Annotated in this window: 23 protein-coding genes and 1 pseudogene; 8 read left to right on the top strand and 16 right to left on the bottom strand. The window is 69.0% G+C overall.

The annotated features are described in order from the left end of the window. Nucleotides 1-5 precede the first annotated feature (5 nt). From AC1DNF_RS18895 to AC1DNF_RS18870, 6 genes are all read left to right on the top strand, one after another. A complete protein-coding gene (locus AC1DNF_RS18895) occupies nt 6-593 on the top strand; it encodes a PadR family transcriptional regulator (RefSeq protein WP_478150145.1) in 588 nt (195 codons plus the stop codon). A 12-nt stretch (nt 594-605) separates the two neighbouring features. Further along, complete coding sequence (locus AC1DNF_RS18890) at nt 606-1,445, top strand: siderophore-interacting protein (RefSeq protein WP_478150144.1); 840 nt, start codon at nt 606-608, stop codon at nt 1,443-1,445. Nucleotides 1,446-1,564: 119 nt separating this feature from the next. Next, on the top strand, nt 1,565-2,077 hold the full coding sequence (locus tag AC1DNF_RS18885) for a hypothetical protein (RefSeq protein ID WP_478150143.1): 513 nt from the start codon (nt 1,565-1,567) through the stop codon (nt 2,075-2,077). 113 nt (nt 2,078-2,190) lie between these two features. Then, nucleotides 2,191-4,839, top strand: a complete 2,649-nt coding sequence (gene mutS / locus AC1DNF_RS18880) for a DNA mismatch repair protein MutS (RefSeq protein ID WP_478150142.1) — start codon at nt 2,191-2,193, stop codon at nt 4,837-4,839. Between the two features lie 26 nt (nt 4,840-4,865). After that, nucleotides 4,866-5,705: a peptidase gene (locus tag AC1DNF_RS18875; protein ID WP_478150141.1), complete on the top strand. Its 840-nt coding sequence runs from the start codon at nt 4,866-4,868 to the stop codon at nt 5,703-5,705. A 14-nt stretch (nt 5,706-5,719) separates the two neighbouring features. Beyond that, nucleotides 5,720-6,523, top strand: a complete 804-nt coding sequence (locus AC1DNF_RS18870) for an alpha/beta hydrolase (RefSeq protein ID WP_478150140.1) — start codon at nt 5,720-5,722, stop codon at nt 6,521-6,523. A 3-nt stretch (nt 6,524-6,526) separates the two neighbouring features. On the opposite strand, the gene AC1DNF_RS18865 is transcribed toward AC1DNF_RS18870, so the two are convergent. The 7 genes and pseudogenes from AC1DNF_RS18865 to AC1DNF_RS18835 all read right to left on the bottom strand — a co-directional run. Further along, nucleotides 6,527-7,258, bottom strand: coding sequence for a hypothetical protein (locus AC1DNF_RS18865; protein ID WP_478150139.1), 732 nt, complete (start codon nt 7,256-7,258; stop codon nt 6,527-6,529). Next, the gene (locus AC1DNF_RS18860) at nt 7,255-8,037 is read right to left on the bottom strand and encodes an OTU domain-containing protein (protein WP_478150138.1); all 783 of its coding nucleotides are present in this window, start codon (nt 8,035-8,037) and stop codon (nt 7,255-7,257) included. Before AC1DNF_RS18860 ends, AC1DNF_RS18865 begins: the two co-directional genes overlap by 4 nt. Before the next feature lie 42 nt (nt 8,038-8,079). Then, nucleotides 8,080-8,433, bottom strand: coding sequence for a hypothetical protein (locus AC1DNF_RS18855; protein ID WP_478150137.1), 354 nt, complete (start codon nt 8,431-8,433; stop codon nt 8,080-8,082). A 150-nt stretch (nt 8,434-8,583) separates the two neighbouring features. Further along, nucleotides 8,584-9,408: an undecaprenyl-diphosphate phosphatase gene (locus AC1DNF_RS18850; protein ID WP_478150136.1), complete on the bottom strand. Its 825-nt coding sequence runs from the start codon at nt 9,406-9,408 to the stop codon at nt 8,584-8,586. Nucleotides 9,409-9,449: 41 nt separating this feature from the next. Next, entirely contained in the window at nt 9,450-10,097 is a 648-nt protein-coding gene (locus tag AC1DNF_RS18845) for an aspartate/glutamate racemase family protein (RefSeq protein WP_478150135.1), read from the bottom strand. 9 nt (nt 10,098-10,106) lie between these two features. Further along, the gene (locus tag AC1DNF_RS18840) at nt 10,107-10,763 is read right to left on the bottom strand and encodes a transporter substrate-binding domain-containing protein (RefSeq protein ID WP_478150134.1); all 657 of its coding nucleotides are present in this window, start codon (nt 10,761-10,763) and stop codon (nt 10,107-10,109) included. A gap of 53 nt (nt 10,764-10,816) precedes the next feature. After that, a pseudogene (locus AC1DNF_RS18835) lies at nt 10,817-11,332 on the bottom strand (aminotransferase class III-fold pyridoxal phosphate-dependent enzyme); the annotation flags it as partial. Here AC1DNF_RS18835 and AC1DNF_RS18830 point away from each other — a divergent pair. Then, a complete protein-coding gene (locus tag AC1DNF_RS18830) occupies nt 11,264-12,037 on the top strand; it encodes a MurR/RpiR family transcriptional regulator (RefSeq protein WP_478150133.1) in 774 nt (257 codons plus the stop codon). The pseudogene AC1DNF_RS18835 and the gene AC1DNF_RS18830 overlap by 69 nt on opposite strands. A 23-nt stretch (nt 12,038-12,060) precedes the next feature. On the opposite strand, the gene AC1DNF_RS18825 is transcribed toward AC1DNF_RS18830, so the two are convergent. The 5 genes from AC1DNF_RS18825 to AC1DNF_RS18805 are packed head-to-tail and all read right to left on the bottom strand — an operon-like array spanning nt 12,061 to nt 16,062. Beyond that, nucleotides 12,061-12,861 (bottom strand): SDR family NAD(P)-dependent oxidoreductase, encoded by an 801-nt coding sequence (locus tag AC1DNF_RS18825; RefSeq protein WP_478150132.1) that lies wholly within the window; start codon nt 12,859-12,861, stop codon nt 12,061-12,063. 8 nt (nt 12,862-12,869) lie between these two features. After that, on the bottom strand, nt 12,870-13,655 hold the full coding sequence (locus AC1DNF_RS18820) for an SDR family oxidoreductase (protein WP_478150131.1): 786 nt from the start codon (nt 13,653-13,655) through the stop codon (nt 12,870-12,872). A 20-nt stretch (nt 13,656-13,675) separates the two neighbouring features. Next, complete coding sequence (locus tag AC1DNF_RS18815) at nt 13,676-14,500, bottom strand: SDR family NAD(P)-dependent oxidoreductase (protein ID WP_478150130.1); 825 nt, start codon at nt 14,498-14,500, stop codon at nt 13,676-13,678. Nucleotides 14,501-14,508: 8 nt separating this feature from the next. Then, on the bottom strand, nt 14,509-15,045 hold the full coding sequence (locus AC1DNF_RS18810; protein WP_478150129.1) for a carboxymuconolactone decarboxylase family protein: 537 nt from the start codon (nt 15,043-15,045) through the stop codon (nt 14,509-14,511). A gap of 24 nt (nt 15,046-15,069) precedes the next feature. Further along, nucleotides 15,070-16,062 carry a tripartite tricarboxylate transporter substrate binding protein gene (locus tag AC1DNF_RS18805; RefSeq protein ID WP_478150128.1) on the bottom strand — a complete coding sequence of 331 codons (993 nt, stop codon included), beginning with the start codon at nt 16,060-16,062 and terminating at the stop codon, nt 15,070-15,072. A gap of 105 nt (nt 16,063-16,167) precedes the next feature. On the opposite strand from AC1DNF_RS18805, the gene AC1DNF_RS18800 reads away from it, so the two are divergent. Then, on the top strand, nt 16,168-17,058 hold the full coding sequence (locus tag AC1DNF_RS18800; protein ID WP_478150127.1) for a LysR substrate-binding domain-containing protein: 891 nt from the start codon (nt 16,168-16,170) through the stop codon (nt 17,056-17,058). Between the two features lie 13 nt (nt 17,059-17,071). Here AC1DNF_RS18800 and AC1DNF_RS18795 read toward each other — a convergent pair whose 3' ends face one another. The 4 genes from AC1DNF_RS18795 to AC1DNF_RS18780 all read right to left on the bottom strand — a co-directional run bounded on the left by AC1DNF_RS18795 (nt 17,072) and on the right by AC1DNF_RS18780 (nt 25,856). Beyond that, nucleotides 17,072-17,689: a TetR/AcrR family transcriptional regulator gene (locus AC1DNF_RS18795; protein WP_478150126.1), complete on the bottom strand. Its 618-nt coding sequence runs from the start codon at nt 17,687-17,689 to the stop codon at nt 17,072-17,074. A gap of 105 nt (nt 17,690-17,794) precedes the next feature. Beyond that, entirely contained in the window at nt 17,795-19,216 is a 1,422-nt protein-coding gene (locus tag AC1DNF_RS18790; protein WP_478150125.1) for an efflux transporter outer membrane subunit, read from the bottom strand. A gap of 7 nt (nt 19,217-19,223) precedes the next feature. Further along, complete coding sequence (locus AC1DNF_RS18785) at nt 19,224-22,484, bottom strand: efflux RND transporter permease subunit (RefSeq protein ID WP_478150124.1); 3,261 nt, start codon at nt 22,482-22,484, stop codon at nt 19,224-19,226. 228 nt (nt 22,485-22,712) lie between these two features. Then, on the bottom strand, nt 22,713-25,856 hold the full coding sequence (locus AC1DNF_RS18780) for an efflux RND transporter permease subunit (RefSeq protein ID WP_478150123.1): 3,144 nt from the start codon (nt 25,854-25,856) through the stop codon (nt 22,713-22,715). Between the last annotated feature and the right edge of the window lie 12 nt (nt 25,857-25,868).

Below are 25,868 nucleotides of genomic sequence, written 5' to 3'. Positions count from 1 at the left end.
CGCCCATGCGAGGTTTCAGACGCTTTTTACACGGCACCCGTCGGGGTGAGCATGGCGACGGCCTGGGTGGCGGGCAGGCCGAAGGCCTCAACGTGCGCGGGAGCATGCGCAGTGGGCGCGGCGGTGGCCGCGTCTTCGGCCACGGCGGCTTGCGCTACGTGCTGCTGCAACTGATTGCCGACAAGCCCAGCCATGGCTACGAACTCATCAAGGCCATCGAGGAACGCCTCGGCGGCAGCTACAGCCCGAGCCCCGGCATCGTCTATCCCACGCTCACGCTGCTGGAAGAACTCGGCTGCGTCAGCGTCGACGCGGCCGACGGCGGCGGACGAAAGCGCTACAGCATCACGCCCGCCGGCAGCCAGTTCCTCGCCGCCAACCGCGAGATCACCGACGAGATGATGGCTCGCATGCGCGGGGGCGTCGACGGTGCCGGCCCGCGCGACCGCAGGCCGCCGCAGGTCGTGCGCGCCATCGAAAACCTCAAGCTCGCGATGCGCATGCGCCTGTCGCGCGAACCCCTCACGGAACAACAAGCCCACGAATTCGCTGCGGTGCTCGACAGCGCCGCCCAACAACTCGAACGCATTTGATTGAATCAACGGATGACCCCGACAGCAGCCGCACCCTCCACCGCCACCCCCGACCGCCTGCCGCGCCGCGTGCGCCATGACTTGCGCTTTCGCAAGCTCGAAGTGCGCAAGGTGCAGCGGCTCACGCCCCACCTGATCCGCGTCACCCTCGGCGGCGATGCGCTGGCCGGCTTCGCCAGCCCGGGCTTCGACGACCACGCCAAGATCTTCTTTCCCGACCCCAGGACCGGCGCGCTCGCCCTGCCCACGGCAGGCCCGGACGGACCGGTGTGGCCCGAGGGCCGGAGGCCGACCATGCGCGACTACACGCCGCGCCGCCATGACGTCGCCGCCGGCACGCTGGAGATCGACTTCGCGCTGCACGATGCGGGCCTGGCAACCCAGTGGGCCGAGAAGGCCAGGCCAGGCGACCTGCTCGGGGTGGGTGGCCCGCGCGGCTCCTTCATCATTCCGACCGCCTTCGACTGGCACCTGCTGATCGGCGACGACACCGCCCTGCCCGCGATGGCGCGGCGGCTGGCCGAACTGCCGCCCGGCGCGCGCGTGCGGGTCCTGGCCGAGATCGACGACGAAGCCGACGAGATCGACTTCGAGACCCGGGCCTTGCTCGAACTGCAATGGGTGCATCGCCACGGCGCCGAACCCGGCACCGGCACGGCCCTGCTCGATGCGCTGAAAGCACTGAAGCTGCCGGAGGGCGATTTCCACGCCTGGATCGCATGCGAGTCGATCGCCGCCAAGGCCTTGCGCGCGCACCTCGTCGGTGAGCGCGGTGCCCACCCGAAGTGGGTCAAGGCCTCCGGCTACTGGCGGCGCGGCGCCGTCGCCACACACGATACGCACGAAGACTGAGCCGAACACAATCCCCCGAACGCCCTATGCCGCGCGGCTGTTTGACTATCCACTGACGCGCGTCCAGAATTTCCCGGCCTGAGTACTTAAGGGTTAAGGTCGAGAACGGGAGTGAAGAGATGCATGTCGGACTTGCGGAGTGGCAGTTCCTGGTGGCCTTGCTGACGGGCGTCCTGCTCCTGGTCGCCATCGTCTGGTTTGCCATGGTTCGCGTCGCTGATCGGCGCGAGGCGGAACGCCGCATCACCGCGGCGCGCGTGAGATCGGGCCATGTTCCGCTCGAGATCCCGACCGTGCGCGGCGGACACAACCCCGCTGGGGAAAGCTCTCCGGACACCTTGCCCGAGTGGTTCATCCAGGGCAAGGGCGAGTACGCCGTCGTCGACGAACAGCCGCGCATCCGCGTGCGCTACATCGACCCCCATGGCAAGAAGGCCGAATGCACGATGCAGGTCGATCACCTCGATGTGCAGAAGAAATACATCCTCGGCCACAGCGAACTGCCCGGCGACATCCGCCGCGTGCCGCTGCACAGGATCACCGCCGCGCGCATCGCGGATTCGGGGCAGCGCTTCAACATCGACACCTGGGTCGACGCCGTGCGCGTGGCCCGGCGGCGCCGCGAAGCCTGAGGCGCGGCCGGCCGCCAGGCCGCACACAATGACGGGCGCCAGCCGAGAGGCTGGCGCCCGTTCCTTATGATGCGTGCCGGCCGGTTCATCGGCCGCGCACCGACCGATTCTTGATGACCCTCCCCGCGACCGCCCCTCACACGCCGATGATGTCCCAGTACCTGGGGCTCAAGGCCGACCATCCGGACACCCTGCTGTTCTACCGGATGGGCGACTTCTACGAACTCTTCTACGGCGACGCCGAAAAGGCCGCGCGCCTGCTCGACATCACGCTCACGCAGCGCGGCCAGTCGGCCGGGCAGCCCGTGACCATGTGCGGCGTTCCCTTCCATGCCGTCGATACCTATCTCGCCCGGCTCATCAAGCTGGGCGAATCGGTCGCCATCTGCGAGCAGGTCGGCGAGGTCGGCGCGAGCAAGGGGCCGGTCGAGCGCAAGGTGGTGCGCGTGGTCACGCCCGGCACCCTGACCGACGCCGAGCTCCTCAACGACAAGAGCGAATCTCTGCTGCTGGCCGTGCACGCGGGCTCGCGCAATTTCTGCGGGCTGGCCTGGCTCAGCGTCACCGGCGCCGAACTGCGCCTGGCCGAGTGCCCCTCCGACGCGCTCGAAGCCTGGATCGCGCGCATTGCGCCCAGCGAGCTGCTCTACAGCGCCGAGGTGACGCCCGCCTTCGAACAACGGCTCAAGGCCGCTCGCGGCGTCACGCCCTTCACGCTCTCGCTGCGGCCCGCCTGGCAGTTCGACGGCGGCCTGGGCGAGCGAAAGCTGTGCGAGCAGATGGACAGCGCCAACCTCGCCGCCTGGAACGCCGAGTCGCTGACCAACGCGCACGCGGCCGCCGCCGCGCTGCTCGGCTATGCCGAGCACACCCAGGGCCGCGCGCTGTCGCACGTGCAGCGGCTCTCGGTCGAACGCGACGGCGAGTCGATCGAGCTGCCGCCCACCACGCGGCGCAACCTTGAACTGGTGCAGACCTTGCGCGGCGAGGATTCGCCCACGCTCTTCTCCCTGCTCGACACCTGCATGACCGGCATGGGCAGCCGGCTGCTCAGGCGCTGGCTGCTCTCCCCGCGCCGCGACCGAAGCGAAGCGCAGGCGCGGCTCGAAGCCATTGCCGCACTGCAATCCACGCTCTCCGGCGGCACCACCGCGCCCTGGCGCACGCTGCGCGAGCAACTGAAGAACACCAGCGACGTCGAGCGCATTGCCGCGCGCATCGCGCTGCGGCAGGTGCGCCCGCGCGAGCTTGTGGCGCTCCGGCTGGCGCTCGCGAAGGCCGCTCAGCTGGCGCCCGCGATTCCCGCCCTTTCCACGCTCGCGGCCGCGGTGCCGCTGCTGGCCCGCATCGCGGAGCAGCTCGCTCCGCCCGCGGGCTGCGTCGACCTGCTGGTGGCCGCGATCCACCCCGAGCCGGCCGCGCTGGTGCGCGACGGCGGCGTCATCGCCACCGGCCACGACGCCGAACTCGACGAGCTTCGCGCCATCAGCGAGAACTGCGACGACTTCCTGCTCAAGCTCGAAGCCAGCGAACGCGAGCGCACCGGCATCAGCAACCTGCGCGTGCAATTCAATCGCGTGCACGGCTTCTACATCGAGGTCACGCAAAGCGCCCTCGCCAAGGTACCGGACAACTACCGCCGCCGGCAGACGCTGAAAAATGCCGAACGCTTCATCACGCCCGAGCTCAAGGCCTTCGAGGACAAGGCGCTGTCGGCGCAGGACCGGGCCCTGGCGCGCGAAAAGTGGCTGTACGAGCAACTGCTCGATGCCCTGCAGCCTTCGGTGGCCGCGCTCACGCGGCTCGCCGGCGCGCTCGCCACGCTCGACGGACTCTGCGCACTGGCCGAGCGCTCGCACACGCTGCACTGGCGGGCACCGGTGTTCGTGGCGCATCCCTGCATCGAGATCGACAAGGGCCGCCACCCCGTCGTCGAGGCCCGCCTGGCCGAGAAGTCGGCCGGCGCATTCATCGCCAACGACACGCGCCTGGGCCCCCAGCATCGCATGCAGGTCATCACCGGCCCCAACATGGGCGGCAAATCGACGTACATGCGGCAGGTCGCGATCATCGTGCTCCTGGCCTCGATCGGCTCCCACGTGCCGGCGGATGCCTGCCGGCTGGGGCCGATCGACGCGATCCACACGCGCATCGGCGCGGCCGACGACCTCGCCAACGCGCAGTCGACCTTCATGCTCGAGATGACCGAGGCCGCGCAGATCCTGCACGGCGCCACGGCCCATTCGCTGGTGCTGATGGACGAGATCGGCCGCGGCACCAGCACCTTCGACGGCCTCGCGCTCGCCGCCGGCATCGCCGCTCAGCTGCACGACCGCACCCGCGCCTTCACGCTCTTCGCCACCCACTACTTCGAACTCACCGAGTTCCCGGCCACGCACCACGGCGCGGTCAACATGCACGTGAGCGCCACCGAGGCGGGCCGCGACATCGTCTTCCTGCACGAAATGCAGCCCGGCCCGGCGAGCAAGAGCTACGGCATCCAGGTCGCGCGTCTGGCCGGCATGCCGGCCGCCGTGGTCAACCACGCGCGCCAGGCGCTCGAAGCCCTGGAGGCCCAGCAGACCCGGACGCGCGCACAGGTCGACCTCTTCGCGCCGCCGCCGGTGGCCGAGACGCCCGCGCACAGCGCCGTAGAATCCGCGCTGACGGCGCTCGACCCCGACACCATGAGCCCACGAGAGGCCCTGGAAGCGCTCTACACACTCAAAAAACTGCACGCGCGCGAACAGAGCCAGGGCTGATGGTCCGATTCGTGCGAGACGACCTCATGACGTACTGCGTAGGCATCAAACTCAACGCCGGACTGGTGTTCCTTTCCGATTCGCGCACCAATGCGGGCGTGGACCACATCAGCACCTTCCGCAAGATGATCGTGTACGAGCAGCCCGGCGACCGCGTCATGGTGCTGCTGTCGGCCGGCAACCTGAGCATTTCGCAGTCGGTGCGCGAGATCCTGCAGATCGAGGAGTTGCGCGAGCACCGCGACGACGGCGAGGAAGGCCCGCCCATCACGATCTGGAACGCCCGCAGCATGTTCGACGCGGCGCGCGTGCTGGGCTCGGCCGTGCGCCACGTCTACGATCGCGATGCCGAGGCGCTCAAGCATGCCGGGCTGGACTTCAACGTTTCCTTCATCTTCGGCGGCCAGATCAAGGGCGAAGGCATGCGGCTCTTCCTGGTCTACGCCGCCGGCAATTTCATCGAGGCGACCACCGAGACGCCCTACTTCCAGGTCGGCGAGTCGAAATACGGCAAGCCGGTGCTCGACCGCGTGCTGACGCCCGAGACGCCGCTGGACGAAGCCGCCAAGTGCGCCCTGGTGTCGATGGATTCGACGATGAAATCCAACCTTTCCGTGGGCCTGCCGCTGGACCTCGTGGTGTACGAGGCCAACAGCCTGCAGACCGACAAGGTCGTCTGCATCGATGCCGAGAACCCCTACTACCGGATGATGCATAACAGCTGGGGACAGAAGCTGCGCGAGGTGTTCGACAGCATCGAAGACCCGGTCTGGGACGACGCCTACACGGCCCATCCGCTCAAGATGCCGGCCACGCGCCACAGTCCGCTGCGCAAGATCTCGACGCCCGAAGAAAAGCTCATCTGAGCCATCCAGAGGGCATGTCTGCGGTCATCTTCTCCCACGGAAACAGCTTCCCGGCCGGCACCTACCGCGTGATGCTCGACAGCCTGCGCAATCGCGGCTTCGAGGTCGACGCGCTGGAGAAGTTCGGCCACGACCCGAAATACCCCGTCACGGACAACTGGCCGCACCTCGTCGAGCAACTGGCCGACTTCGCGCGGGCCCATGCGAAGAAGGCCGGCGAGCCGGTCTTCCTGGTCGGCCATTCGCTCGGCGGATTCCTCAGCCTCATGTGCGCGGCGCTGCACCCCGGGCTCGCCAAGGGTGTCGTGATGCTGGACTCCCCGCTCGTCGGCGGCTGGCGCGCCGGCACGATCGGCCTCATGAAGCGCACGCCCTGGATGAAGAACGTGTCGCCAGGCACCATCAGCCGCAAGCGCCGCAACACCTGGGAGCACCGCGAGGCGGTGTTCGCGCATTTCCGCGGCAAGAAGGCCTTCGCCCGGTGGGACGAGCGCGTGCTGCGCGACTACATCGAGCACGGCACCTTCGATGCCAACGACGAGCGGGCCCTGAGCTTCGACCGCGACGTCGAGACCGCCATCTACGACACCATTCCGCACAACCTCGGGACGCTCCTGCGCGAGCACCCGCTCAAGTGCCCCGTGGCTTTCGTCGGCGGGCGCCAGTCCGTCGAGATGCGGCGCGTCGGCATGGCGATGACGCAGCGCGTCACCAAGGGGCGGATCATGATGCTCGACGGCACGCACCTGTTCCCGATGGAAAAGCCCATCGCCACCGCCGCCGCGGTGGAGGCGGCGCTGCGCAACATGGCGGATTGAGGACTATTGGGGAGGCGGCGGTGGCCGGTAGCGGGCGACGAGCCTCTTCCCGTCCCAGGACAGCGCACCCCACCGATCGAAGCATCTCCTGAGCGTCGCGAAATCCACGAAGTTCTTTTCCGCGAAATCCAGCAGGGCCTGATCGCTCTGAGAGGCCTTGAGCTCCCGCACCTTGTCCAGCAGGGACGGCACCACGGTCCGGACCGCGATGCCCTTTCGCCCCCACTCCTGCAGGCGCTCGACATTGATGCCATGGGCCGTCAGCCTGCCCGTCCTGTCGATGAACTTCCTCGCGGCCGTCGCCGTGTAGGCCTTGCCTTCGCAAGCCTGCGCCAGGCTCCTGCCCTGGGCGATCTGGTTGTGAATGTCCAGCAGGATTTCCGACGTGAAACGCAAGGGCCTCTGCTTCTTCGACAGCAAGAAGACTTCGCCGGCCGGCGTGAGCGCACCGTCCGCCTTGAGGAGCGTGCGAACGGCGTTGGGCGACACCCCGAACAGGCCTGCCGCCGACAACAGGGGCGCTCCGCTCAGGGACGCGATCTGGCGGGCCTTGACCATGGCCTGCAGTTCCCGCACCGCGGCGACCGTGATGCGCCTGTACTGGACGCCCGGCAGCGCATTCGCGGCCGCTTCCACGATCATCTGGCCCTGCGGCCTCAGAGCGCCGTTCAGGCCGATGCACTTGCGCAGATAGCTGATGGAGACGCCATGCGCATGGGCGTGCGCGACGATCACGTCATCGGAGATGACCAGGCGCTCGGGCCCGAGCGCCCGATCGCCCGATCGCGCAGGCTCTTCAGAAGATCGGCGCCGACCGGGCGCAGCCGGAAGCCGGATCGCTCACATGCGCCTCGCTGCAGAACGGCACGCCCGGCCAGCTTGATCTCGCCGTGGGCACCGATCCAGCGCTGGAGGGTCAGGACCTCCTCCCCATGCTGCCTGGCGAACCGGCGCAGCCGCGCGGCATTGCCGGCGGGATCGCCCGGCACCATCAGCGCCCGGAGCTGGCCGAGCAAGGCCGCATTCGCCTTGGCGTTCCCCGCTCGGGGCCCCTTCTGCCGGGCCTGCGCGACCTCGGCAGCGGCCGTCGGCGCAGGGGCATCTCCAACCAGGTCGGGCAGGCGTTCCGCCGCGGGGCCGGGGCGCCGGGAAGCCGCCTGCGCGATCTTTTCCAGGTCGACCCACTGCGCGATCTCGTGCGGGCTGTTTCGCACGAGGCTGGCCAGATCCAGCCGCAGGAGGCGGGCCTCGGCATCGGCCTCCTCGCGGCTGGCCGCGGGTGCCTTCGGATCGGCGTCGTGCATGGCGCGCAGCACCGCGTGGAAGAAGCAATTGCCGTCGCCCGAAACCTCCACCTTCGCTCGGTCCGGACCCACCAGCGCCTGGTAGTGGTTGTCCTCGCGCCAGACCCGCACGGGCGCCTTGCCGGCCTCCGAAGGGCCGAAGGCATAGGGCTTGCCCGGTCGCTCTGGCACATGCACCTCCAGCGCCCGGCCGGCGGGCCAGTTGGGCACACGGGTGATGAACTGGGGGGCGATGTCGCCCGCTTCGCTCGCTCAGTGGCTGTCCTGGATCCAGCCGACCAGGACATCGAGGCCCTTCAGGCGTACCTTGTCCAGCGCGGCACCCACCGGCCCGGTGGCGCAGAGGGCGTCCGTGCGCGCCCGCTTGGGGGAAGGAGCCTCGAGAAGGCCCCGCAAGACCGCGGTGGACGAATGGCGGGCGGCGACAGCGTCCGCCTCCGCCGCTGACGACCTGGGCAGCGCCCGCTTCCGGAAGGGAAGGCTCATCGGCAATGGCGGCGTCGCATCCGCGGGCGAGGAATCCCGCAGCGACAGGTTCAGGGGAAGGTCTTCAACGGGCGCCGGCTGCCAGGCCGGGGGCGACAGGGAGGTGATGGGCTTGGGCATTCGGTGCGGGGCGTTGGGTTGCGTCAGCGGCTGCGGGATGATCCAGCCCGTCCGCCGCGATGCCGCACACCCGTGCGAAGCCCCGCACGCCCATCCGAAACAGCGAGGGCCCGGGCGGCGAGGCCGGGGCCCTGCCGAAGCGCCTGGCCCCTACTCGGCCCAGACGACCATCCCGCTCCAGGCCGTCGCCAGCACCACGATGCCGAAGGCGATGCGGTACCACGCGAAGGGAATGAAGTCGTGCGTGCTGATGTACTTCAGCAGCCAGCGCACGCACAGCCACGCGCTGAGGAAGGACACCACCAGCCCGACGAGAAACAGCGGGATGTCGGCCGCCGACAGCAGTGCGCGTTCCTTGTAGAGGCTGTAGACGCCGGCGCCGATCAGCGTCGGGATCGCCAGGAAGAAGGAAAAATCGGTCGCCGCCTTGCGCGAGAGCCCCAGCAGCATGCCGCCGATGATGGTCGCGCCGCTGCGGCTTGTGCCCGGAATCATCGCGAAGCACTGCACCAGGCCGACCTTGAGCGCGTCCCAGGGCGTCATGTCGTCGACGTGCTCGACGCGCACCGAGCCGGGCGGCCGCTTCTCGGCCCACAGGATGATGAAGCCGCCGATGATGAAGGTGCTGGCCACGACCGCCGGGATGAACAGATGCGCCTTGATGGCCTTGCCGAAGAGCAGCCCCAGCACCACCGCGGGCAGGAAGCCGATCAGCACGTTGAGCGCCAGGCGCCGCGCCTTGGGCTGGCGCGGCAGGGCCACCACGGTCGAATGGATCTTCTCCCAGTAGACCAGGATGACGGCAAAGATCGCGCCGGTCTGGATCGCGATGTCGAAGACCTTGGCCTTTTCGTCGTCGAAGCCGAGCAGCGAGCCGGCAAGGATCAGGTGACCCGTCGACGAAACCGGCAGGAACTCGGTGAGCCCCTCGACGATGCCCATGATGACGGCCTTGGCCAGCAAAACAATATCCACGCGCGCTCCTTGAAAGAGCGCCGATTATCGCGAGAGCGAAGTCAGGCGTCGTTCAGTCGGCTGCGAAGCGCGCGCACCGCGCTGTCGACCGTCGTCAGTACCGGCAGGCCGGCGGCTTCCTCGCAGGCGCCACGGGCGCGCGCCATGCTGAACTGGGCGAGCGCGATGCGCGTGCAGCCGCGCCCGCGCAGCACCCGGGCCTGTGCCGCGACGAGTTCGTCGTGCCGCTTCGTATCGCCGGCGTTCAGGGCATCGAGCGCGCCTTCGGCCAGTGCGAGTTCGAGCGCGACGCCGGCCGGGAATTCCGGCGGCATCGAATCCAGCGTCGGCTGGAAGGTGGCGAGAAGCCCGAGCTTGCCGGTGCCCGCTGCCGCCTCCGCGACCATGGCCTCGTTGGGCTTCAACACCGGCATGCCCGCGTGCCGGCGCGCCACCGCTTCGATGCAGGGCCCGAAGGCCGAGCAGGTGAACAGGATGCCCCGGGCCCCCGTGTCGACCGCATACTGCGCCAGCCGCTGAAAGCGCTCGTGCATCGCCGCATCGAGCCCCCGCCCGCCGCGCGCGAGATCGGCCGAGAGGCTGTCGTCGACCAGGTTCATCCGCGTCGCCTCGGGCCACTCGCGCGCGAGCGCGTCGTTGATCGGGGCGATCGAGTGGGTCAGTGCGTGGATCAGGGCGATGCGGGTCATGGGTAGTCTTCAGATGCCTTTGGAGGAAGGATGGGCGAACGCGTCCCTCGTCTCGGCGTTGAGCGGGTAGTTGGTGTTGATGTTCTTCGGCGGGATGGGCGACATGAACCACTTGTCGTAGAGCTTTTCCATCTCGCCCGATTTCATCATGCCACCGACCACGCGATCGACCAGCGCCTTGAACTCCGGATCGTCCTTGCGGAACATCAGCGACTGGTTCTCGGTGCGCAGGCTCTCGCCGGCGATGATGAAGTCCTTCGGATTGCGCGCGTTCGCGATCTGGCCCGCCAGCAGGATGTCGTCGAGCACGAAGGCCTGGGCACGGCCGGTCTCGACCAGCACGACCGTGCCGTTGACCACCAGCGGAATGCGGTTGCCCGAGGTGACGGCCTGGCAGCGGACCTCCACGTCCGGCATCCTGAGCTCGGTCTTCACCGCCTCCACGATGCGGTTGCAGATCTCGATGCTGTCGCCCACCGGCTTCAGGTTGGCGTCGAGGTAGGAGAAGCCGAAGGACGACTCGCGATAGCCGAAGCTGATGCTGCCGCTCGCCTTGATCTTGGCGAGTGTGCCGCCGTCCTGCGCATGGACGGCGGCGAAGGGCAACAAGGTACAGGCGGTCACGAGGGCAGTGCCCACCAGAAAGGACAGACGTGCGGATGCCATGGAAGAACTCCTCGGGACGAGGTTGAAGAACAGGTGGGGAAACCGGGCGCGCGTCAGGGCGAGGTCGGTGCGCTGTCGACGCGCGTAACCGCGTCGATGGCGCAAGCCAGTCGCGCAGCGATCTCGCGCAGGTCCTCGCGGGTCGCGATGAAGGGCGGCGCCAGCAGCACGTGGTCGCCCCGCTGGCCGTCGACCGTGCCGCCAGCCGGATAGCACAGGAGGCCTTGCGCCATCGCTTCCTTCTTGATCCGCACATGCAGGTTCCGCTCGGGCGCGAAGGGTCTCTTGCCCTGGCGCTCGGCCACCAGTTCGACGCCCCAGAAGAAACCGCGCCCGCGGATGTCGCCCACGTGCGGATGGCCGCCCAATGCCTCGCGCAGCATGGCGCCGAAGCCCTCGCCGCCATCGCGCACCTTCGCGAGCAGGCCGTCGCGGTGGATCACCCGCTGCACCGCGAGGGCGGCGGCACAGGCGACCGGATGGCCCAGGTAGGTGTGTCCATGCTGGAAGAAGCCGCTGCCCCGCGACATGGCCTCGACCAGCCTGCGCTGCGCCAGCGCTTCGCCGACCTGAGCCCTGCCCTGCGGCAGGTCGCGAAGTACGTGCTCGACCATCCGAACGACGTGGTGACGCGTTCGATGCGCAACGTCGGCACGCGCGCCGACAGCACGCCCGCCACGCTGGTGCGCTTCGCCCAGCACCTCGGCTATGCCGGATGGCCGCAGTTCAAGGAAGCGGTGGCGTCGGAGATGGGCCTCGGGCCGCAGGCCTACGGCCAGCGCCCCAAGACGCTCATCGGGCGCGCCAGGGACCAGGGCCTCGCGGGCGAGATGTTCGAAGTGCAGCGCCGCAACCTGGAGTCCACGCATCGCCAGAGCGAGGCAACGTTGCAGAATGCCTGCGCGGTGCTGGAGAAGGCAAATGCCGTCCACGCCGCGGGCTTCAGAGCCTGCTTCGCGATCGCGTTCTCATTCGTCTACGTCTACCGGATCTTTCGCGCCAGCGTGCATCTGGTCGACGGCCAGGGCGGCTCGCTGGAGATGCAGCAGCGCGCCTTCGCCAAGGGCGACGCGCTGCTGGTGGCCAGCTTCGCCCGCTACTCGCGCGAGGCACTGCAGGTGGCCCAGGCCGCCGGCGTCGCGGTGACCGAAGCCCTGGTCGAGATGCTGGCGAGCCGCGCCGGAAAGGCGGCGGTCCGGCGCATCGACGAAGCGGAGTCGCGGCTCTTCGAATCGGGTGCCTACCTGCAGCCGCCGCGCACGCGTGGAAGTTGAGGCGGCGCGCGACTCGCGTGCAGTCAGTCGCAGCGCGCGGTCATCCCGCCATCGACCAGGATCTCCGCGCCCGTGACGAAGCGTGCTTCGTCCGAGGCCAGGAAGAGCGCCGCATTGGCGGTGTCGCGGCCATCGCCCATGAAACCCAGCGGAATGCGCGACTGGCGCTGCGCCAGCAGCGCCTGCACGTCGCCGCCCGACCTCTGCCCCGCCAGCCGGCTTTCGACCAGCGGCGTGTGCAGCTGGCCGGGGATCACGGTGTTGACGCGGATGCCTCGGCCGGCGTATTCGACCGCCGTGACGCGCGAGAACTGCAGAACCGCCGCCTTGGCGCACGCATAGGCGATCTGCGCGGCGCCGGTCCAGCGCAGGCCCGATGCCGAGGCCGTGTTCACGATGCTGCCGCCACCGCCCGCTTCCATCGCCGGAATCACGTGCTTGCAGGCGAGGAACACGCTCTTGAGGTTGACCTCGAGCTGCCGGTCCCAGACGGCCTCGCTCATCTCGACCGCACCGCCCCTGGCCGAACCGCCGACGTTGTTGACCAGCACATCGATGCGCCCGAAGCGCGCAAGACAGGCTGCCACCATTGCGCAGACGTCGGCATCGCTGGTGACGTCGCAGACGTGGGCCTCGACTTCGCCATCGGCCTGCGCGATGAGCGCCAGCGTCTCGGTCATCGCTTCGGCGTTCTGATCGACGGCGAAGATGCGCGCGCCTTCCTGCGCGAAGCGCACCGCCACTGCGCGTCCATTGCCCCATCCTGGCGCGATGCAGCCGGCGCCCGTGACGATCACGACCTTTTCCTCGAGTCTTCTTGCCATCGCGTTCCTCAGGGTACAGGCGTCAGGGCGCCATCCATGGCAACGACCGCGCCGCTCACGTAGCTCGCGCGCGCGGACGCCAGGAAGAGGACCATGTCGGCGATCTCGCGCGGCTGCGCCAGCCGGCCCAGCGGCATGGCCCTGGTGCGCTCCTTCACGATGTCTTCGACCGTCACGCCCTGGGCGGCGGCCTCGACCACCGCGCGCTGCACGAAGCGGTCCGTCTCGACGATGCCGGGGTTGACCGCGTTGACGCGGATGCCGTACTTTGCGTAGGCGTTGGCAAGGCCCGTGCTCGCCAGCATCAGGGCCGCATTGGCGGCGCCCCCGGCCAGGTGAACGGGCGACGCGAAGCGCCCGCCCATCCCGACCACGTTCACGATCGCGCCCGCCCTGCGCTCCACCATGCCGGGCAGCACGGTTTCCATGGCATGGATGTAGGTGAAGTACTTGGCCTGCATCGCCGCGTGCCAGTCGGCGGCGGTCAGCGACTCGGCCTGCGTGCGCTGGGCCGCGCCCGCGCTGTTCACCAGCACTTGCACCGGCCCGAGGGCCTGCTCGACTTCCGCGCGCATGCGCGCGGCGTCCTTGGGGTCGGTCAGGTCCACGGACACCGGGTGCGCGGCGATGCCGTCGTCGGCCAGTGCCCGCACGGCCTTCTCCAGCGTGGATGGATTGCGCGCCGCGATGGCGACGCGCGCGCCTTCGGCGGCGAAGGCCCGCGCGCAAGCCAGGCCGATGCCCCTGCTGCCCCCGGTGACCAGCACGACCGCGTTCCTGAGTTCCATGTCCATGACGATGTTCCTTTGCTTGTTCAACCACGCTTGCAGAGCAGGCCGCCATCGACCGGCAGCAGCACGCCGGTAATGTAGGCCGCGTCGTCCGATGCCAGGAAGAGCGCCGCGTTGGCGACGTCCCACGCGGTGCCCATGCGGCCGATCGGCACGCTGGCGTCGCGTTCCTTGCGGATCACCTCGCGCGAGACGTTGCGCTCGCGCGCGCGCCGGTCGATCGCCATCGGCGTGTCGATGAGGCCGGGCAGGATCGCGTTGGCGCGCACGCCGTGGGGCGCGTTCTCCATCGCCAGATGCTGCGTGAAGGCGTTGACCGCGCCCTTGCTCGTCTTGTAGGTGACGGTGGGCCGCGCCGCCATCGACGCGGTCGACGAGATATTGATGATGCAGCCCGACTTCTGCGCGACGAAGTGCGGCAGCACGTACTTGCAGGTCAGGAACATGCCGCGCAGGTTCATCGCCATGATCGAATCCCACACGCTGGCCTCGACATCGACCGTGCGCGCATCGCCCACCGAGCGGCCGACGTTGTTGTGCAGGATGTCGACGCGGCCGAAGCGGGCGATGCACTGGTCGGCGATGGCCTTGCAGTCGGCCTCGCGGGTGATGTCGGCAGTGAAGGTTTCGGCGCGGATGCCCAGGGGCTGGACGGCCTTCAGCGTGTCGGCTGCCCACTCGGGGTTGATGTCGACCAGGAACAGGTCGGCCCCTTCCTGCGCGAAGCGCTCGGCGGTGGCGCGGCCATTGCCGATGGAGCCGCCGGGCTGCTGACCCGCGCCGACGATGATCGCGACCTTGCCGCGCAGTTTTCCGGACCCGGCGCAGCCGGTGCTTGGGTGTGTCATGCGAACCTTCAATGCCGGATGTCCAGCGCCACCAGCAGGCGCGAGACCATGTTGTACGAGGCCACCGTCGCCACGGCGTCGAGCAGGCCGCGCGCATCGAAGCGCGACTGCAGCGCATCCATGATCGCGGACGGGACGACGATATCGCGCGTCATCGCATCGGTCAGTTCGATCAGCAGCTGTTCGGTCTGCGTGAAGACCGCCGCGGGCGCCGCCTGCTGCAGCGCATCGATCTTCTCCTGCGCCATGCCCGCCGCGAGCGCATGGGGGATGTGGGCATTGAGTTCGAAATCCGCGCCGTTGAGCACGGCGACCCGGATGATCATCAGCTCGCGCAGGTCGGCCGGCAGCGAGTTCTGGTTGCGCACGGCGGTGAGCAGGCGCTCCCAGCCGGCCGCCACCAGCGGGCTGTTGAGCAGCGCCTGGTAGAGGATGGAAACGCGGCCGCGCTCGGCCATGATGGTGCCTTCGATCGCGGCGAGCTCCGGGCGGGTGCCCGGCTCGATGAAGGGAACGCGCGCGGGGTGATGCTTCGCATGGGTCATGGTCGAGGTCTTCTTCCTGTTTGTTCAATCGATCTTGACGCCCAGCTTGCCCACGATGCCGTGCCACTGCGTGATTTCCCGGCCGATGATGGTCCCGAACTGCTGGGGGGTGCCGCCCGCGACATAGGTGCCGTCGATTTCGAGCTTGGCCGGCGTTTCCTTCTTCTCGAGGATCTTGTTGACCTCGGCGTTCATGCGCTCGACGATGGCCGGCGGCACGCCCTTGGGGCCGACGAGCCCGTACCAGAGCGTGACCTCGTAACCCGGGAAGCCCGACTCCGCGATGGTCTTCACGTTCGGCAGCGCGGGCAGCCGCTGGGCGCTCGTCACGCCGAGCGCCGTCAGCTTGCCGCTGTGCACGAAGGGCATCACGCCCGTGGGGCCGGCGAAGTACAGGTCGACCTGATGGCCCAGCACGTCGGTCACGGCGGCGCCGCCGCCCTTGTACGGAATGTGGGTCATCTTCACGCCGGCGCGGTCCGCGAAGAGCGCGGCAGCCAGGTGCAGCACGCTGCCCTGGCCGGAGGAAGCGTAGGTGATCTTCTCCGGGCTGGCCTTGGCGAGCCGGACGAGGTCTTCCATCGAGTTCGCGCCGAGCTCCGGGTTGGCGACCACGAGCATCGGTCCCTTGGAGATCTGCACGACCGGCGTGATGTCCTTGATCGGGTCGAAGCGCAGCTTGTAGAGGCTGGGGTTGACGGTGTAGCTCGACGAGATCAGCGTGAAGGTGTAGCCATCGGGCGCGGCGGCGGCGTTGGCCTCCGAGCCGATCACGCCGCCCGCGCCGGTGCGGTTGTCCACGATGACCGGCTGGCCCATGGATTCGGTCAGGCCATGCGCGATATAGCGCGCCAGCGAGTCGGCGGTGCCGCCGGCCACGTAGGGCACGATGATCTTGATCGCTTTCTCCGGATAGCCGGCAGACCACGCGGGCGCCCCGAAGACGAGAAGCGAAGAAGCGATGACCGCGAGGGATGCGGCGCGGCGCGTGAGCGTGGCGGCCCGGAACATGAACATCTGTTGTCTCCAATTTGCAGCTGCGCATTCTTGGTGAGGGCGATTGTTTCGTCCAATACATATTTGGAAACCCAGTCATTCCCGTTCGGAATAAGATCGTCGCCCATGGATCTCCGACTGCTGAAGCACTTTCTGGTGCTGTCCGAAGAACTGCATTTCAGCCGCGCGGCCCGGCGCCTGCATGTGTCGCAACCGCCGCTCACCAAGCAGATCCAGCAGCTCGAATCGTTGATGGGCGCAAGGCTCTTCGATCGTGATCAGCGCAACGTCCGCCTCACCGCGGCGGGGGAAGTGCTGGCACGCGAAGCGCGCGCCGTGATCGCGCAGATGGAGTTCGCGCAGCAGGCTGTCAGCCGGGCGGACCAGGGGCAATCGGCGCGGGTGCGCATCGGCTTCGTTCCCGCCGCGCTCTTCATGGACATCGAGCGCGTGTTCCGCCAACTGCGCACCGAGATGCCGGGCATCGAGACGGTGTGGGAAGAGATGGGCACGGCCGAACAGGTGCGCGCGCTGCAGCAGAACCGCATCGACCTCGGCTTCGCCAATGCGGCGCAGGGCATGGGCGGCATGGCGGGGCGCGTGGTGGCACGGGTGCCGCTGGTGATCGTGCTGCCCATCGGCCATGCGCTCGCGGGGCACGCGTCCCTGCCCCTGGCGGCACTGAAGGAGCAACACTTCGTCATGGTGCCGCGCGAGATCGCGCCGGGCTTCCACGACCAGGTGGTGACGGCCTGCTTCAATGCCGGCTTCAGCCCGGACATCCGCCACCACGCGAAGCACTTCCTCTCGGTCATCAGCCTGGTGGCGATGGGCCAGGGCATCTCCATCGTGCCGCAGACCCTGCTGAAGGCGGCCGTGCCCGGTGTCGTTCTGCGCCCCATCGAGGCGCCCTGCCCCGAAGCCGCCTACGAGGTGCTGTGGCATCCGCAGCGACCGCTGGCGGGCTTGAAGCGGGTGCTGGAAATGCTGGGCGTGCAGGTGCCCGAGGGCGACTGAGCGGCAGCCGCGTTCAGTGCCGCGCGCCTGCCTCGCCCGAGTCCTTCTTCGCCGGTTCGCCCAGCAGCAAGGCGACGAGCATGTCCGCCGTCGCATGCAGGCGCGCCTCGTCCTGGTACACGCGCTCGATCACGACGAGACCGCGCGTGAAGGTCACGATCAACTGCGCGGCCTCCGCCGGCGGAACCCGCAATGCAACGCCCTTCTCGGCCCGCGAGAGCCTGTCGGCCAGCATGGCTTCGAGTTCGTCGAGCATCGCCTGCAGCGCCTGGCGGATCGGGGCCTCGAGGACCTCGCCGCCCAGCGCGGTCTTGGTCGACAGGCAACCCCGCGACGGCTCGCCGGTGCGCATCGAAGCGATCACGCCGTCGAAGAATCCGCTCAACGCATCCCGCAGCTTCGGCTGGGCGAGCGCCTCGCGCAGCTGCGACAGGAAGCGGCCCCGATACACGTCGAACACCCGCAGGAAGAGCGCTTCCTTGCCCTGGTACGCGTTGTAGAGGGAGCCGCGCTGGACGCCGGTCGCGGCGGCCAGTTCGGGCATCGAGGTCGCGCAAAGGCCCTTGCGCCAGAAGAGCGCCAGCGCCTTTTCGAGCGCCTCGGCCTCATCGAACTGACGCACACCCGCCATGTCACCGCTCCGTTCGCGTGGCCCTGAATACCTGGATTGGAACCAAACTTGACAGCCATGTCAACAATGACTGCCCTGTCAATGTTGGCCGGGAACCGGCGTCCGTCAGGCGCCGTCTGCCCACGGCGCATGCCACCCGCCGCCCAGCGCCTGGATCAGCGCCACGGCGGCCGTCTGCCGGTTGACCTGCAGTTGCACCAGCGTGCGGCGCGCGCTGAGGGCCGCGGCCTGGGCGGTCACGACGTCGGTGTAGCTGACCTGTCCCTGGCGATAGCGGTTGAGGAACTGCTGCTCGGTCTTGTCGGCCGCGACCGAGGCCGCGCGGCGCAATACTTCCTGCCGCGCGAGGCTGTCGCCCGCGGTGAGCTGGTCCTCGACGTCCTGGAAGGCGGCCAGCACGGTCTGGCGGTAGCGCGCGATGGCGGCGTCGCGCGAGGCCGTCGCCGCGTCGACGCGCGCGCCGATGGCACCGGCATCGAACACCGTCTGCGCCACCGAAAGGCCCAGCGACCAGAGCATGTTCGAGACATTGAACAGATCGCCCACCCGGCTCGCGCTGCTGCTGATCGCGGCGCTCAGGCTGAAGTTCGGGAAGTAGGCCGAGCGCGCGATGCCGATCTGCGCGTTGGCGGAGGCGACGTCGCGCTCCGCCGTGGCGATGTCGGGACGGCGCTGCAGCAGCGTCGAGGGCACGGCGATCGGCACGCCCGGCACGACGGGCGTCCAGCTGGCGGCGGGCAGCCTGAAATCGGCCGGCGCCGCGCCGGTCAGCACGGCGATGGCGTGCTCCAGCGTGTCGCGGGTGCGTTGCAGCGCGACGCGTTCGGCCCGCGTGTTCACGAGCAGCGTCTGCGCCTGCAGCACGTCCGTCTGGGCCGCGATGCCGGCGGCGTAGCGGTTGCTCGTGATCGTGTAGCTTCGCTCGTAGCCCTCGAGCGTGCTCGCGAGGAGCTGCAGTTCGGCGTCGGCCTCGCGCAAGGCGAAGTAGTTGCTGGCGAGCGCGCCGATGGCCGACAGGCGCGCGGAAGCCAGGTCGGCCTCGCTGGCCTGCGCGCCGGCCTGTGCGCTGCTGACCGCCAGCCCCAGCCGGCCCCAGACATCGGGCGCCCAGTCGGCGTTGATGGAAGCGGTGGCCGCCGTGCGCGGCGAGGTGTTGCGCGCACCGGAGCGGGTCACGGCGGCGCCGGCCGTGACCGAGGGGAACAGCGCCGCGCGCTGCTCGCGCACCAGGGCCTGCGCCTGTGCGTAGCTGGCGACGGCCGCCGCGATGTTCTGGTTCGAGACCTGCACGCGCGCGGCGAGTTCGTCGAGCGCGGGGTCGTTGAAGAGCTTCCACCACTCGCCGCGGTCCAGCGCGTCGGCCGGCGCGGCAGGCAGCCAGCCATCGGCGGGCGGCGCCTCCTTCCAGGCCGCGGGCAGGGCCGTGCTCGGCTGCTGGTAGCTGGGGCCGACCGCGCATCCCGCGAGCAGGGCGGCAAGCGCCAGCGCGAGGGCGCCAAGCGGGATCGGACGGGTTCTTGGGATCATCGGGTTCTCATCCTCCGGCCGGATTCGCGGCACGGCTCAGGTTCTTTTCGTTGGCGGTGCGGCGCCGCAGCTTGTCGAGCAGGACGTAGACGACCGGCGTGGTCAGCAGCGTGAGCAACTGGCTCGCAATCAGGCCGCCGATGATCGCGACGCCCAGGGGCTGGCGCAGCTCCGCGCCCAGCCCGAAGCCGATGGCCAGCGGCAGCGCGCCGAGCGCGGCCGCCAGCGTGGTCATCAGGATCGGGCGGAAGCGCAGCAGGCAGGCTTCGCGCACCGCCTCCGTGGCGCTCAGGCCGCGCGAGCGCTCGGCCTCCAGCGCGAAGTCGATGATCAGGATCGCGTTCTTCTTGACGATGCCGATCAGCAGGAAGACGCCGATCAGCGCAATGATCGAGAACTCCATGCGAAACAGCAGCAGCGCCAGCACCGCGCCCACGCCGGCCGAGGGCAGCGTGGTGAGCACCGTGATCGGATGCACCAGGCTCTCGTAGAGCACGCCCAGCACGATGTAGATCACGACCAGCGCCGCGACGATCAGGAACCACTGCTGGCCCTGCGACTGCTGCGCGGCGAGCGCGGTGCCCTGGAAGCTGCCGCGCACGTTGATCGGCATCGCGATGTCGGCCTCGGCCTGCGCCACGACGCGCTTGCCCTCCTCCAGGCTCACGCCCTCGGCCAGGCTGAAGGAGACGGTGCTGGCGAGCTCGGTGTCCTGGTGGTCGATGGAGGTCGGGACCGCCCGCTCGCTGAGCTTGGCGAAGGCCGACAGCGGCACCATGAGCGTGGTGTTGGTCGCGACCTGCTGGCCCGCCGACGAGGTACGCGAGGCCGGGTTGGCCGAGGTGGCGGTCGAGGTGCCGGTGCTCGTGTCGGTGGTGCTCTGGAGCGAGCTGACGATGGTCGCGCCGCTCGCCGACGTGGTCGACGTCAGCGTGGAAGGCACGTACAGGTCCTTGAGTGCGACCGGCGCGCGCTGGAAGCGCGGCGCCCATTCCATGATCACCGCATACTGGTTGAGTTCGTCGTAGATGGTCGCCACGGCGCGCTGGCCATAGGCGTTGTAGAGCGCGTTGTCGACCGCGCTGGAGCTGACGCCCAGGCGCGCGGCGGCGTCGCGGTCGACCTCCACGAAGGTCTCCACGCCGTTGTCCGCATCGTCGCTGTCGACATCGGTCAGCGCGCTCTCCTGGCGCAGGCGCTCGGCCAGGCGGGTCGACCACCGGCGCAGGTCGCTCAGGCTGTCGCTCTTGAGCGTGTACTGGTAGGTGGAGTTGCTGCTGCGCCCGCCCATGCGCAGGTCCTGCACGGGGCTCAGGAACACGCGCAGGCCGGTCAGCTGGCTGAGCTGCGGGCGCAGGCGATCGATGACCGCGGCGGTCTTTTCGGTGCGCTGGGAGACGGGCTTGAGGTTGACGAACATGAAGCCGCCGCCGGCGCGGCCGCCGCCCGAGAAGCCCACGACGGTGTCGACGGCCGGGTCCTTGCGGATGATGTCCACCGCCTGCTTCAGTTTCTCGGCGATGGCTGCCGAGGAAATGCTCTGGTCGGCGCGCAGTCCGGCGTTGAGCTGCCCGACGTCCTGCTGCGGGAAGTAGCCCTTGGGGATGGCGCTGAAGAGGTAGACGTTGAGGCCGATGACCGCGAGCAGCACGACGACGACGACGCCCTTGCTCGCGAGCGCCCAGTCCAGGCTGTGGGCGTAGGTGCGCAGGATCCGCTGCCAGGTGCTTTCGGCCACCGCGCCGAGCCAGGCGCGCACGCGGCCGGGCTTGCGGCCGCCTTCCTCCGCCTCGCTGCGCAGCAGCAGCGCGCACATCATTGGCGTGGTGGTCAGCGAGATCACGAGCGAGATCAGGACCGACGCCGACAGTGTGACGGCGAACTCGCGGAACAACCGACCGACCTGTCCGCCCATGAACAGCAGCGGAATGAAGACCGCGACCAGCGAGAGGCTGATGGACAGGACGGTGAAGCCCACCTCGCGCGCGCCGCGCAGTGCCGCCTCGACGCGGTTCATGCCGGCTTCGATGTGGCGGGTGGTGTTCTCGAGCACGACGATGGCGTCGTCGACGACGAAGCCGGTGGCGACGGTGAGCGCCATCAGGCTGAGGTTGTTGAGGCTGTAGCCCAGCATGCGCATGACGCCGAAGGTGCCGAGCAGCGAGACGATGGTGGCGACGGCCGGGACGATGGTTGCGCGCGCCTTGCGCAGGAAGAGGCCGACGACCAGCACGACGAGCGCGATGGAGATCATCAGCGTCACTTCGACCTCGTGCAGGGAGGCGCGGATGGAGTTGGTGCGGTCGGAGGCGACCTGGATCTCGATGTCCGCCGGCAGCTGGGCTCTCAGCTCGGGCAGCAGGTTGCGCACGCCGTCGACGGTCTCGATGATGTTGGCGCCGGGCGCCTGGGTGACCAGCACCACGACGGAGGGCTCGCCGTTGAACAGGCCCAGCGTGCGGGTGTTCTCGACGCTGTCGATGACGCGCGCGACGTCGCCCAGGTGCACGGCGGCGTTGTTGCGCCAGGCGATGACCATGTCGCGGTAGTCGGCCGCGTGGCGTCCCGGGGCAGGCGTGTAGACCTGCAGCCGGCGGTTGCCGCTTTCGATCGCGCCCTTGGGCCGGTTGGCGTTGTTGGCCTGGATCGCGGCGCGCACGTCCTCGGTGCTGACGCCCATGCGGTTGAGCGAAAAGGGTTCGAGTTCGACGCGCACCGCGGGCAGCGAGCCGCCGCCGATCTCGACCTCGCCCACGCCTTCGACCTGCGAGAGGCGCTGGCTCACGATGTTCGAGACGGCTTCGTAGATCTGCCCGGGCGTGCGCGTCTTGGAAGTGAGCGCCAGGATCATCACCGGCGCTGCCGTGGGATTGCGCTTGCGGTAGGTGGGGTTGCTGCGCAGCGTGGCCGGGAGGTCGACGCGCGCGGCATTGATGGCGGCCTGCACTTCGCGCGCGGCGCTGTCGATGTTGCGGTTGAGGTCGAACTGAAGCGTGATTCGGGCGGAGCCGTTGGAGCTGGTCGAGGTCAGCTCGTTGACGCCGGGGATGATGCCCAGCCTGCGCTCCAGCGGGGTGGCGACAGTGGCCGCCATCGTGTCGGGGCTGGCGCCCGCGAGGCTGGCCTGCACCGAGATGGTCGGGAAGTCGACCTGGGGGAGCGGGGAGACCGGGAGGACGAAGAACGCGACGATGCCGGCCAGGGCGATGCCGATGGTCAGCAGGACCGTGGCGATGGGGCGCTCCACGAAGGGCTTGGAGAGGTTCATGGCCCGCTCATGGATGCGAGGGGCGCGTCGGGGGAACGGCGTGCCTTTGACCGTCGGGGGTGCGGCGGGGGGCGGTGTGCCCCCCACCGTGGCCACGTTGGGGTCTATCCCTCCGCCGGACGCTTCGTTGTTGCGCGGAGGTTGATCCGCTGGAGGCGCCCTCGGTGTTTGCACACCCCGCAGCCCGGTATGCGGTGCGTGCTTCCATGGGAACGAAGTTCAAGGCCCTCACGCCGACACACCTTCTTCAGCGCGCCGCCCACCGCCGAAGCGACGTCCCAGCCTGTCGAAGGCCAGATAGATCACAGGCGTCGTGAACAGCGTCAGCACCTGGCTCACCACCAGCCCGCCGAAGATCGCCAGGCCCAGCGGCCTGCGCAGCTCCGCGCCTTCGCCCCATCCGAACATCAGCGGCAGTGCCGCGAACAGGGCCGCCAGCGTCGTCATCAGGATCGGCCGGAAGCGCAGCAGCGCGGCCTGGTGGATCGCCTCGCGCGGCGACTTCCCCTGGTGCCGCTCGGCGTCGATCGCGAAGTCGATCATCATGATCGCGTTCTTCTTCACGATGCCGATCAGCAGGATGATCCCGATGATCCCGATCACGCCCAGGTCGTTGCCCGTCACCATCAGGGCCAGCAAGGCGCCCACCCCCGCCGAAGGCAGCGTGGAGAGGATGGTCAGCGGATGGATGTAGCTCTCGTAGAGCACGCCCAGCACGATGTACACGCACACCACCGCCGCGAGGATCAGCCACAGCTGGTTGGTCAGCGACTTCTCGTAGGCCGCGGCCGCGCCGAGGAAGGTCATCGTCACGCTCGCCGGCATGGCGATGTCCTTCGCCGCCGCGCGGATCGCCGCCACGCTCTTGCCCAGCGCCACGCCCGGCGCGGTATCGAAGCCCACCGTCGCCGCCGGGTACTGCGCCACGCGCGTCACCGCCAGCGGCGCGAGCTGCTCGCGCACCGTTGCCAGCGAAGACAACGGCGTCGCCGTGCCCGCGCCGGTGCGCAGCTGCAGGTTGCCCAGGCCTTCCGTCGATGACAAGGATTCACGCTGGGCTTCGAGAATCACGCGGTACTGGTTGGTCTCGGTGAAGATGGTCGAGACGATGCGCTGGCCGAAAGCGCTGTAGAGCGCATCGTCGACCGAACTGGCCGTGACCGAGAGGCGCGAAGCCGTGCTGCGGTCGATGTCGACATAGGCCGCCAGGCCCTGCGCGCCGGCGTCGGTGGTGGCGTTGCGCACCTGCGGCGTCGTCGCCAGGCGCTGGACCAGCTTCTTCGCCCAGTCGTTCACCACCGTGGTGTCGGCCCCCTCCAGCGAAACGCGGAACTCGGTGGGGCCGGTCTCGGCATCGATCGTCAGGTCCTGCGTCGGCTGCAGATAGAGCGTCACGCCCGCCACGTTCGCGCGCACGCGGTCGCGCAGGCGCTGCATCACCACCGCCTGCGCATCGTGGCCGCTGCGCATGTTGATCAGCATGCTCCCGATATTGAGCGCCGTGTTGTTGGCCGCGTCGACGCCCACCACCGAACTCAGGCTGCGCACGTCGGGATCGGCCAGGATCGCGTTGGCCGCCGCCTGCTGCAGCTCGGCCATGCGCGTGTACGACACCTCCTGCGCCGCCTCGACACGCGCCGCCAGCTGCCCCGTGTCCTGCGTCGGGAACAAGCCCTTGGGTATCGCCACGTAGAGCAGCACTGTCAGCACCATCGTCAGCAAGGCCACCACCAGCGTGAGCGGCTGGTGGCGCAGGACCCACTGCAGCCAGGTGTCGTAGCGCCCGATCACGCGTTCGAAGAAGCGCTGCACGCCCGCGCCGAAGCGCCCGCCCTCCTCGGCCTGCGGCCGCAGCCAGCGCGCCGACATCATCGGCACCAGCGTGAGCGAGACGACGGCCGAGATCAGGATCGTGATCGCCAGCGTGACGGCGAACTCCCGGAACAGGCGCCCCACCACGTCGCCCATGAAGAGCAACGGGATCAGCACCGCGATCAGCGACACCGTCAGCGAAATGATCGTGAAGCCGATCTGGGTCGCGCCCTTGAGCGCCGCCTCGAAGGGCGGCTCGCCCTCCTCCAGGTAGCGCGCGATGTTCTCGATCATCACGATCGCATCGTCCACCACGAAGCCGGTCGCGATGGTGAGCGCCATCAGGCTCAGGTTGTTGAGGCTGTAGCCCATCAGGTACATGAGTCCGAAGGTGCCGATGAGCGAGATCGGCACCGCGATGCTGGCGATCACCGTCGCGCGCAGGCTGTGCAGGAAGAAGAAGATCACCAGCACCACCAGAACGACGGCCAGCGCGAGCTCCAGCTGCACGTGGCTCACGGAGGCGCGGATGCCCGTGGTGCGGTCGCTCAGCACCTCGACGTTGATCGAGCCGGGCAGCGAGGCCTGCAGCTCGGGCAGCTGCTTCCTGATGGCATCGACCGTGCCGATGACGTTGGCGCCGGGCTGGCGCTGCACGTTGAGGACGATCGCGGGGTACACCCTGGCATCCTGCCCATCGGCGCCCGGGCCCGAAGCGGCGGCCGGGCGCGTGCCGGCCCAGGCGCCCAGCTGCGTGTTCTCGGCGCCGTCGACCACGCGGGCCACGTCGCTCATGCGTACCGGCGCGCCGTTCTTCCAGGCGACGATCAGGTTCTTGTAGTCGGCCGCGGCGACCAGCTGGTCATTGGCGTTGATGGTGTAGGCGCGCTTGGGTCCGTCGAAGCTGCCCTTGGCGCTGTTGGCATTGGCCGCCGCGATGGCGGTGCGCAGCGTGTCCAGGCCGATGCCGACCGAGGCCAGCGCGTTGGTGTTGGCCTGGATGCGCACCGCCGGCCGCTGCCCGCCCGAGAGCGACACCAGTCCGACTCCCGAGACCTGGCTGATCTTCTGCGCGAGCCGCGTGTTCACCAGGTTCTGCACCTCGGCCAGCGGCATGGTGTCGGAACTCACGGCGAGCGTGAGGATGGGCGAGTCGGCGGGGTTGACCTTGGCGTAGACCGGCGGCGCGGGCAGGTCGGCCGGCAGCAGCGAGCCGCCGGCGTTGATGGCGGCCTGCACCTGCTGCTCGGCCACGTCCAGGGTCTGGTCGAGCGCGAACTGCAGCGTGACGATCGACACCCCGTTGGCGCTGACCGAGCTCATGCGGTCCAGCCCCGCCATCTGGCCGAACTGGCGCTCCAGCGGCGCGGTAACGGTACGGCTCATCACCTCCGGGCTGCCGCCGGGGTAGAGGGTCTGGACCTGGATGGTCGGGTAATCGACCTGCGGCAGCGCGGCCAGCGGCAGAAAACGGAAACCCACCAGGCCGGCCAGCACGATGGCCAGCATCAGCAGCGCGGTCGCCACCGGACGCTCGATGAAGGGCCTTGAAGGATTCATGGGTTCGGGGCC

The organism is Variovorax sp. 01T432, from assembly GCF_056398605.1.
This window is presented reverse-complemented; position numbering and strand designations above follow the sequence as displayed.

Excerpts from the sequence above, each read along its gene's own strand:
- AC1DNF_RS18895 (WP_478150145.1), top strand. The coding sequence starts at position 6 with ATGCGAGGTTTCAGACGCTTTTTACACGGCACCCGTCGGGGTGAGCAT.
- AC1DNF_RS18890 (WP_478150144.1), top strand. The coding sequence starts at position 606 with ATGACCCCGACAGCAGCCGCACCCTCCACCGCCACCCCCGACCGCCTG.
- AC1DNF_RS18885 (WP_478150143.1), top strand. The coding sequence starts at position 1,565 with ATGCATGTCGGACTTGCGGAGTGGCAGTTCCTGGTGGCCTTGCTGACG.
- mutS (WP_478150142.1), top strand. The coding sequence starts at position 2,191 with ATGACCCTCCCCGCGACCGCCCCTCACACGCCGATGATGTCCCAGTAC.
- AC1DNF_RS18875 (WP_478150141.1), top strand. The coding sequence starts at position 4,866 with ATGACGTACTGCGTAGGCATCAAACTCAACGCCGGACTGGTGTTCCTT.
- AC1DNF_RS18870 (WP_478150140.1), top strand. The coding sequence starts at position 5,720 with ATGTCTGCGGTCATCTTCTCCCACGGAAACAGCTTCCCGGCCGGCACC.
- AC1DNF_RS18855 (WP_478150137.1), bottom strand. The coding sequence starts at position 8,433 with ATGCCCAAGCCCATCACCTCCCTGTCGCCCCCGGCCTGGCAGCCGGCG.
- AC1DNF_RS18845 (WP_478150135.1), bottom strand. The coding sequence starts at position 10,097 with ATGACCCGCATCGCCCTGATCCACGCACTGACCCACTCGATCGCCCCG.
- AC1DNF_RS18840 (WP_478150134.1), bottom strand. The coding sequence starts at position 10,763 with ATGGCATCCGCACGTCTGTCCTTTCTGGTGGGCACTGCCCTCGTGACC.
- AC1DNF_RS18830 (WP_478150133.1), top strand. The coding sequence starts at position 11,264 with ATGCTGGAAGAAGCCGCTGCCCCGCGACATGGCCTCGACCAGCCTGCG.
- AC1DNF_RS18825 (WP_478150132.1), bottom strand. The coding sequence starts at position 12,861 with ATGGCAAGAAGACTCGAGGAAAAGGTCGTGATCGTCACGGGCGCCGGC.
- AC1DNF_RS18820 (WP_478150131.1), bottom strand. The coding sequence starts at position 13,655 with ATGGACATGGAACTCAGGAACGCGGTCGTGCTGGTCACCGGGGGCAGC.
- AC1DNF_RS18815 (WP_478150130.1), bottom strand. The coding sequence starts at position 14,500 with ATGACACACCCAAGCACCGGCTGCGCCGGGTCCGGAAAACTGCGCGGC.
- AC1DNF_RS18810 (WP_478150129.1), bottom strand. The coding sequence starts at position 15,045 with ATGACCCATGCGAAGCATCACCCCGCGCGCGTTCCCTTCATCGAGCCG.
- AC1DNF_RS18805 (WP_478150128.1), bottom strand. The coding sequence starts at position 16,062 with ATGTTCATGTTCCGGGCCGCCACGCTCACGCGCCGCGCCGCATCCCTC.
- AC1DNF_RS18800 (WP_478150127.1), top strand. The coding sequence starts at position 16,168 with ATGGATCTCCGACTGCTGAAGCACTTTCTGGTGCTGTCCGAAGAACTG.
- AC1DNF_RS18795 (WP_478150126.1), bottom strand. The coding sequence starts at position 17,689 with ATGGCGGGTGTGCGTCAGTTCGATGAGGCCGAGGCGCTCGAAAAGGCG.
- AC1DNF_RS18790 (WP_478150125.1), bottom strand. The coding sequence starts at position 19,216 with ATGATCCCAAGAACCCGTCCGATCCCGCTTGGCGCCCTCGCGCTGGCG.
- AC1DNF_RS18785 (WP_478150124.1), bottom strand. The coding sequence starts at position 22,484 with ATGAACCTCTCCAAGCCCTTCGTGGAGCGCCCCATCGCCACGGTCCTG.
- AC1DNF_RS18780 (WP_478150123.1), bottom strand. The coding sequence starts at position 25,856 with ATGAATCCTTCAAGGCCCTTCATCGAGCGTCCGGTGGCGACCGCGCTG.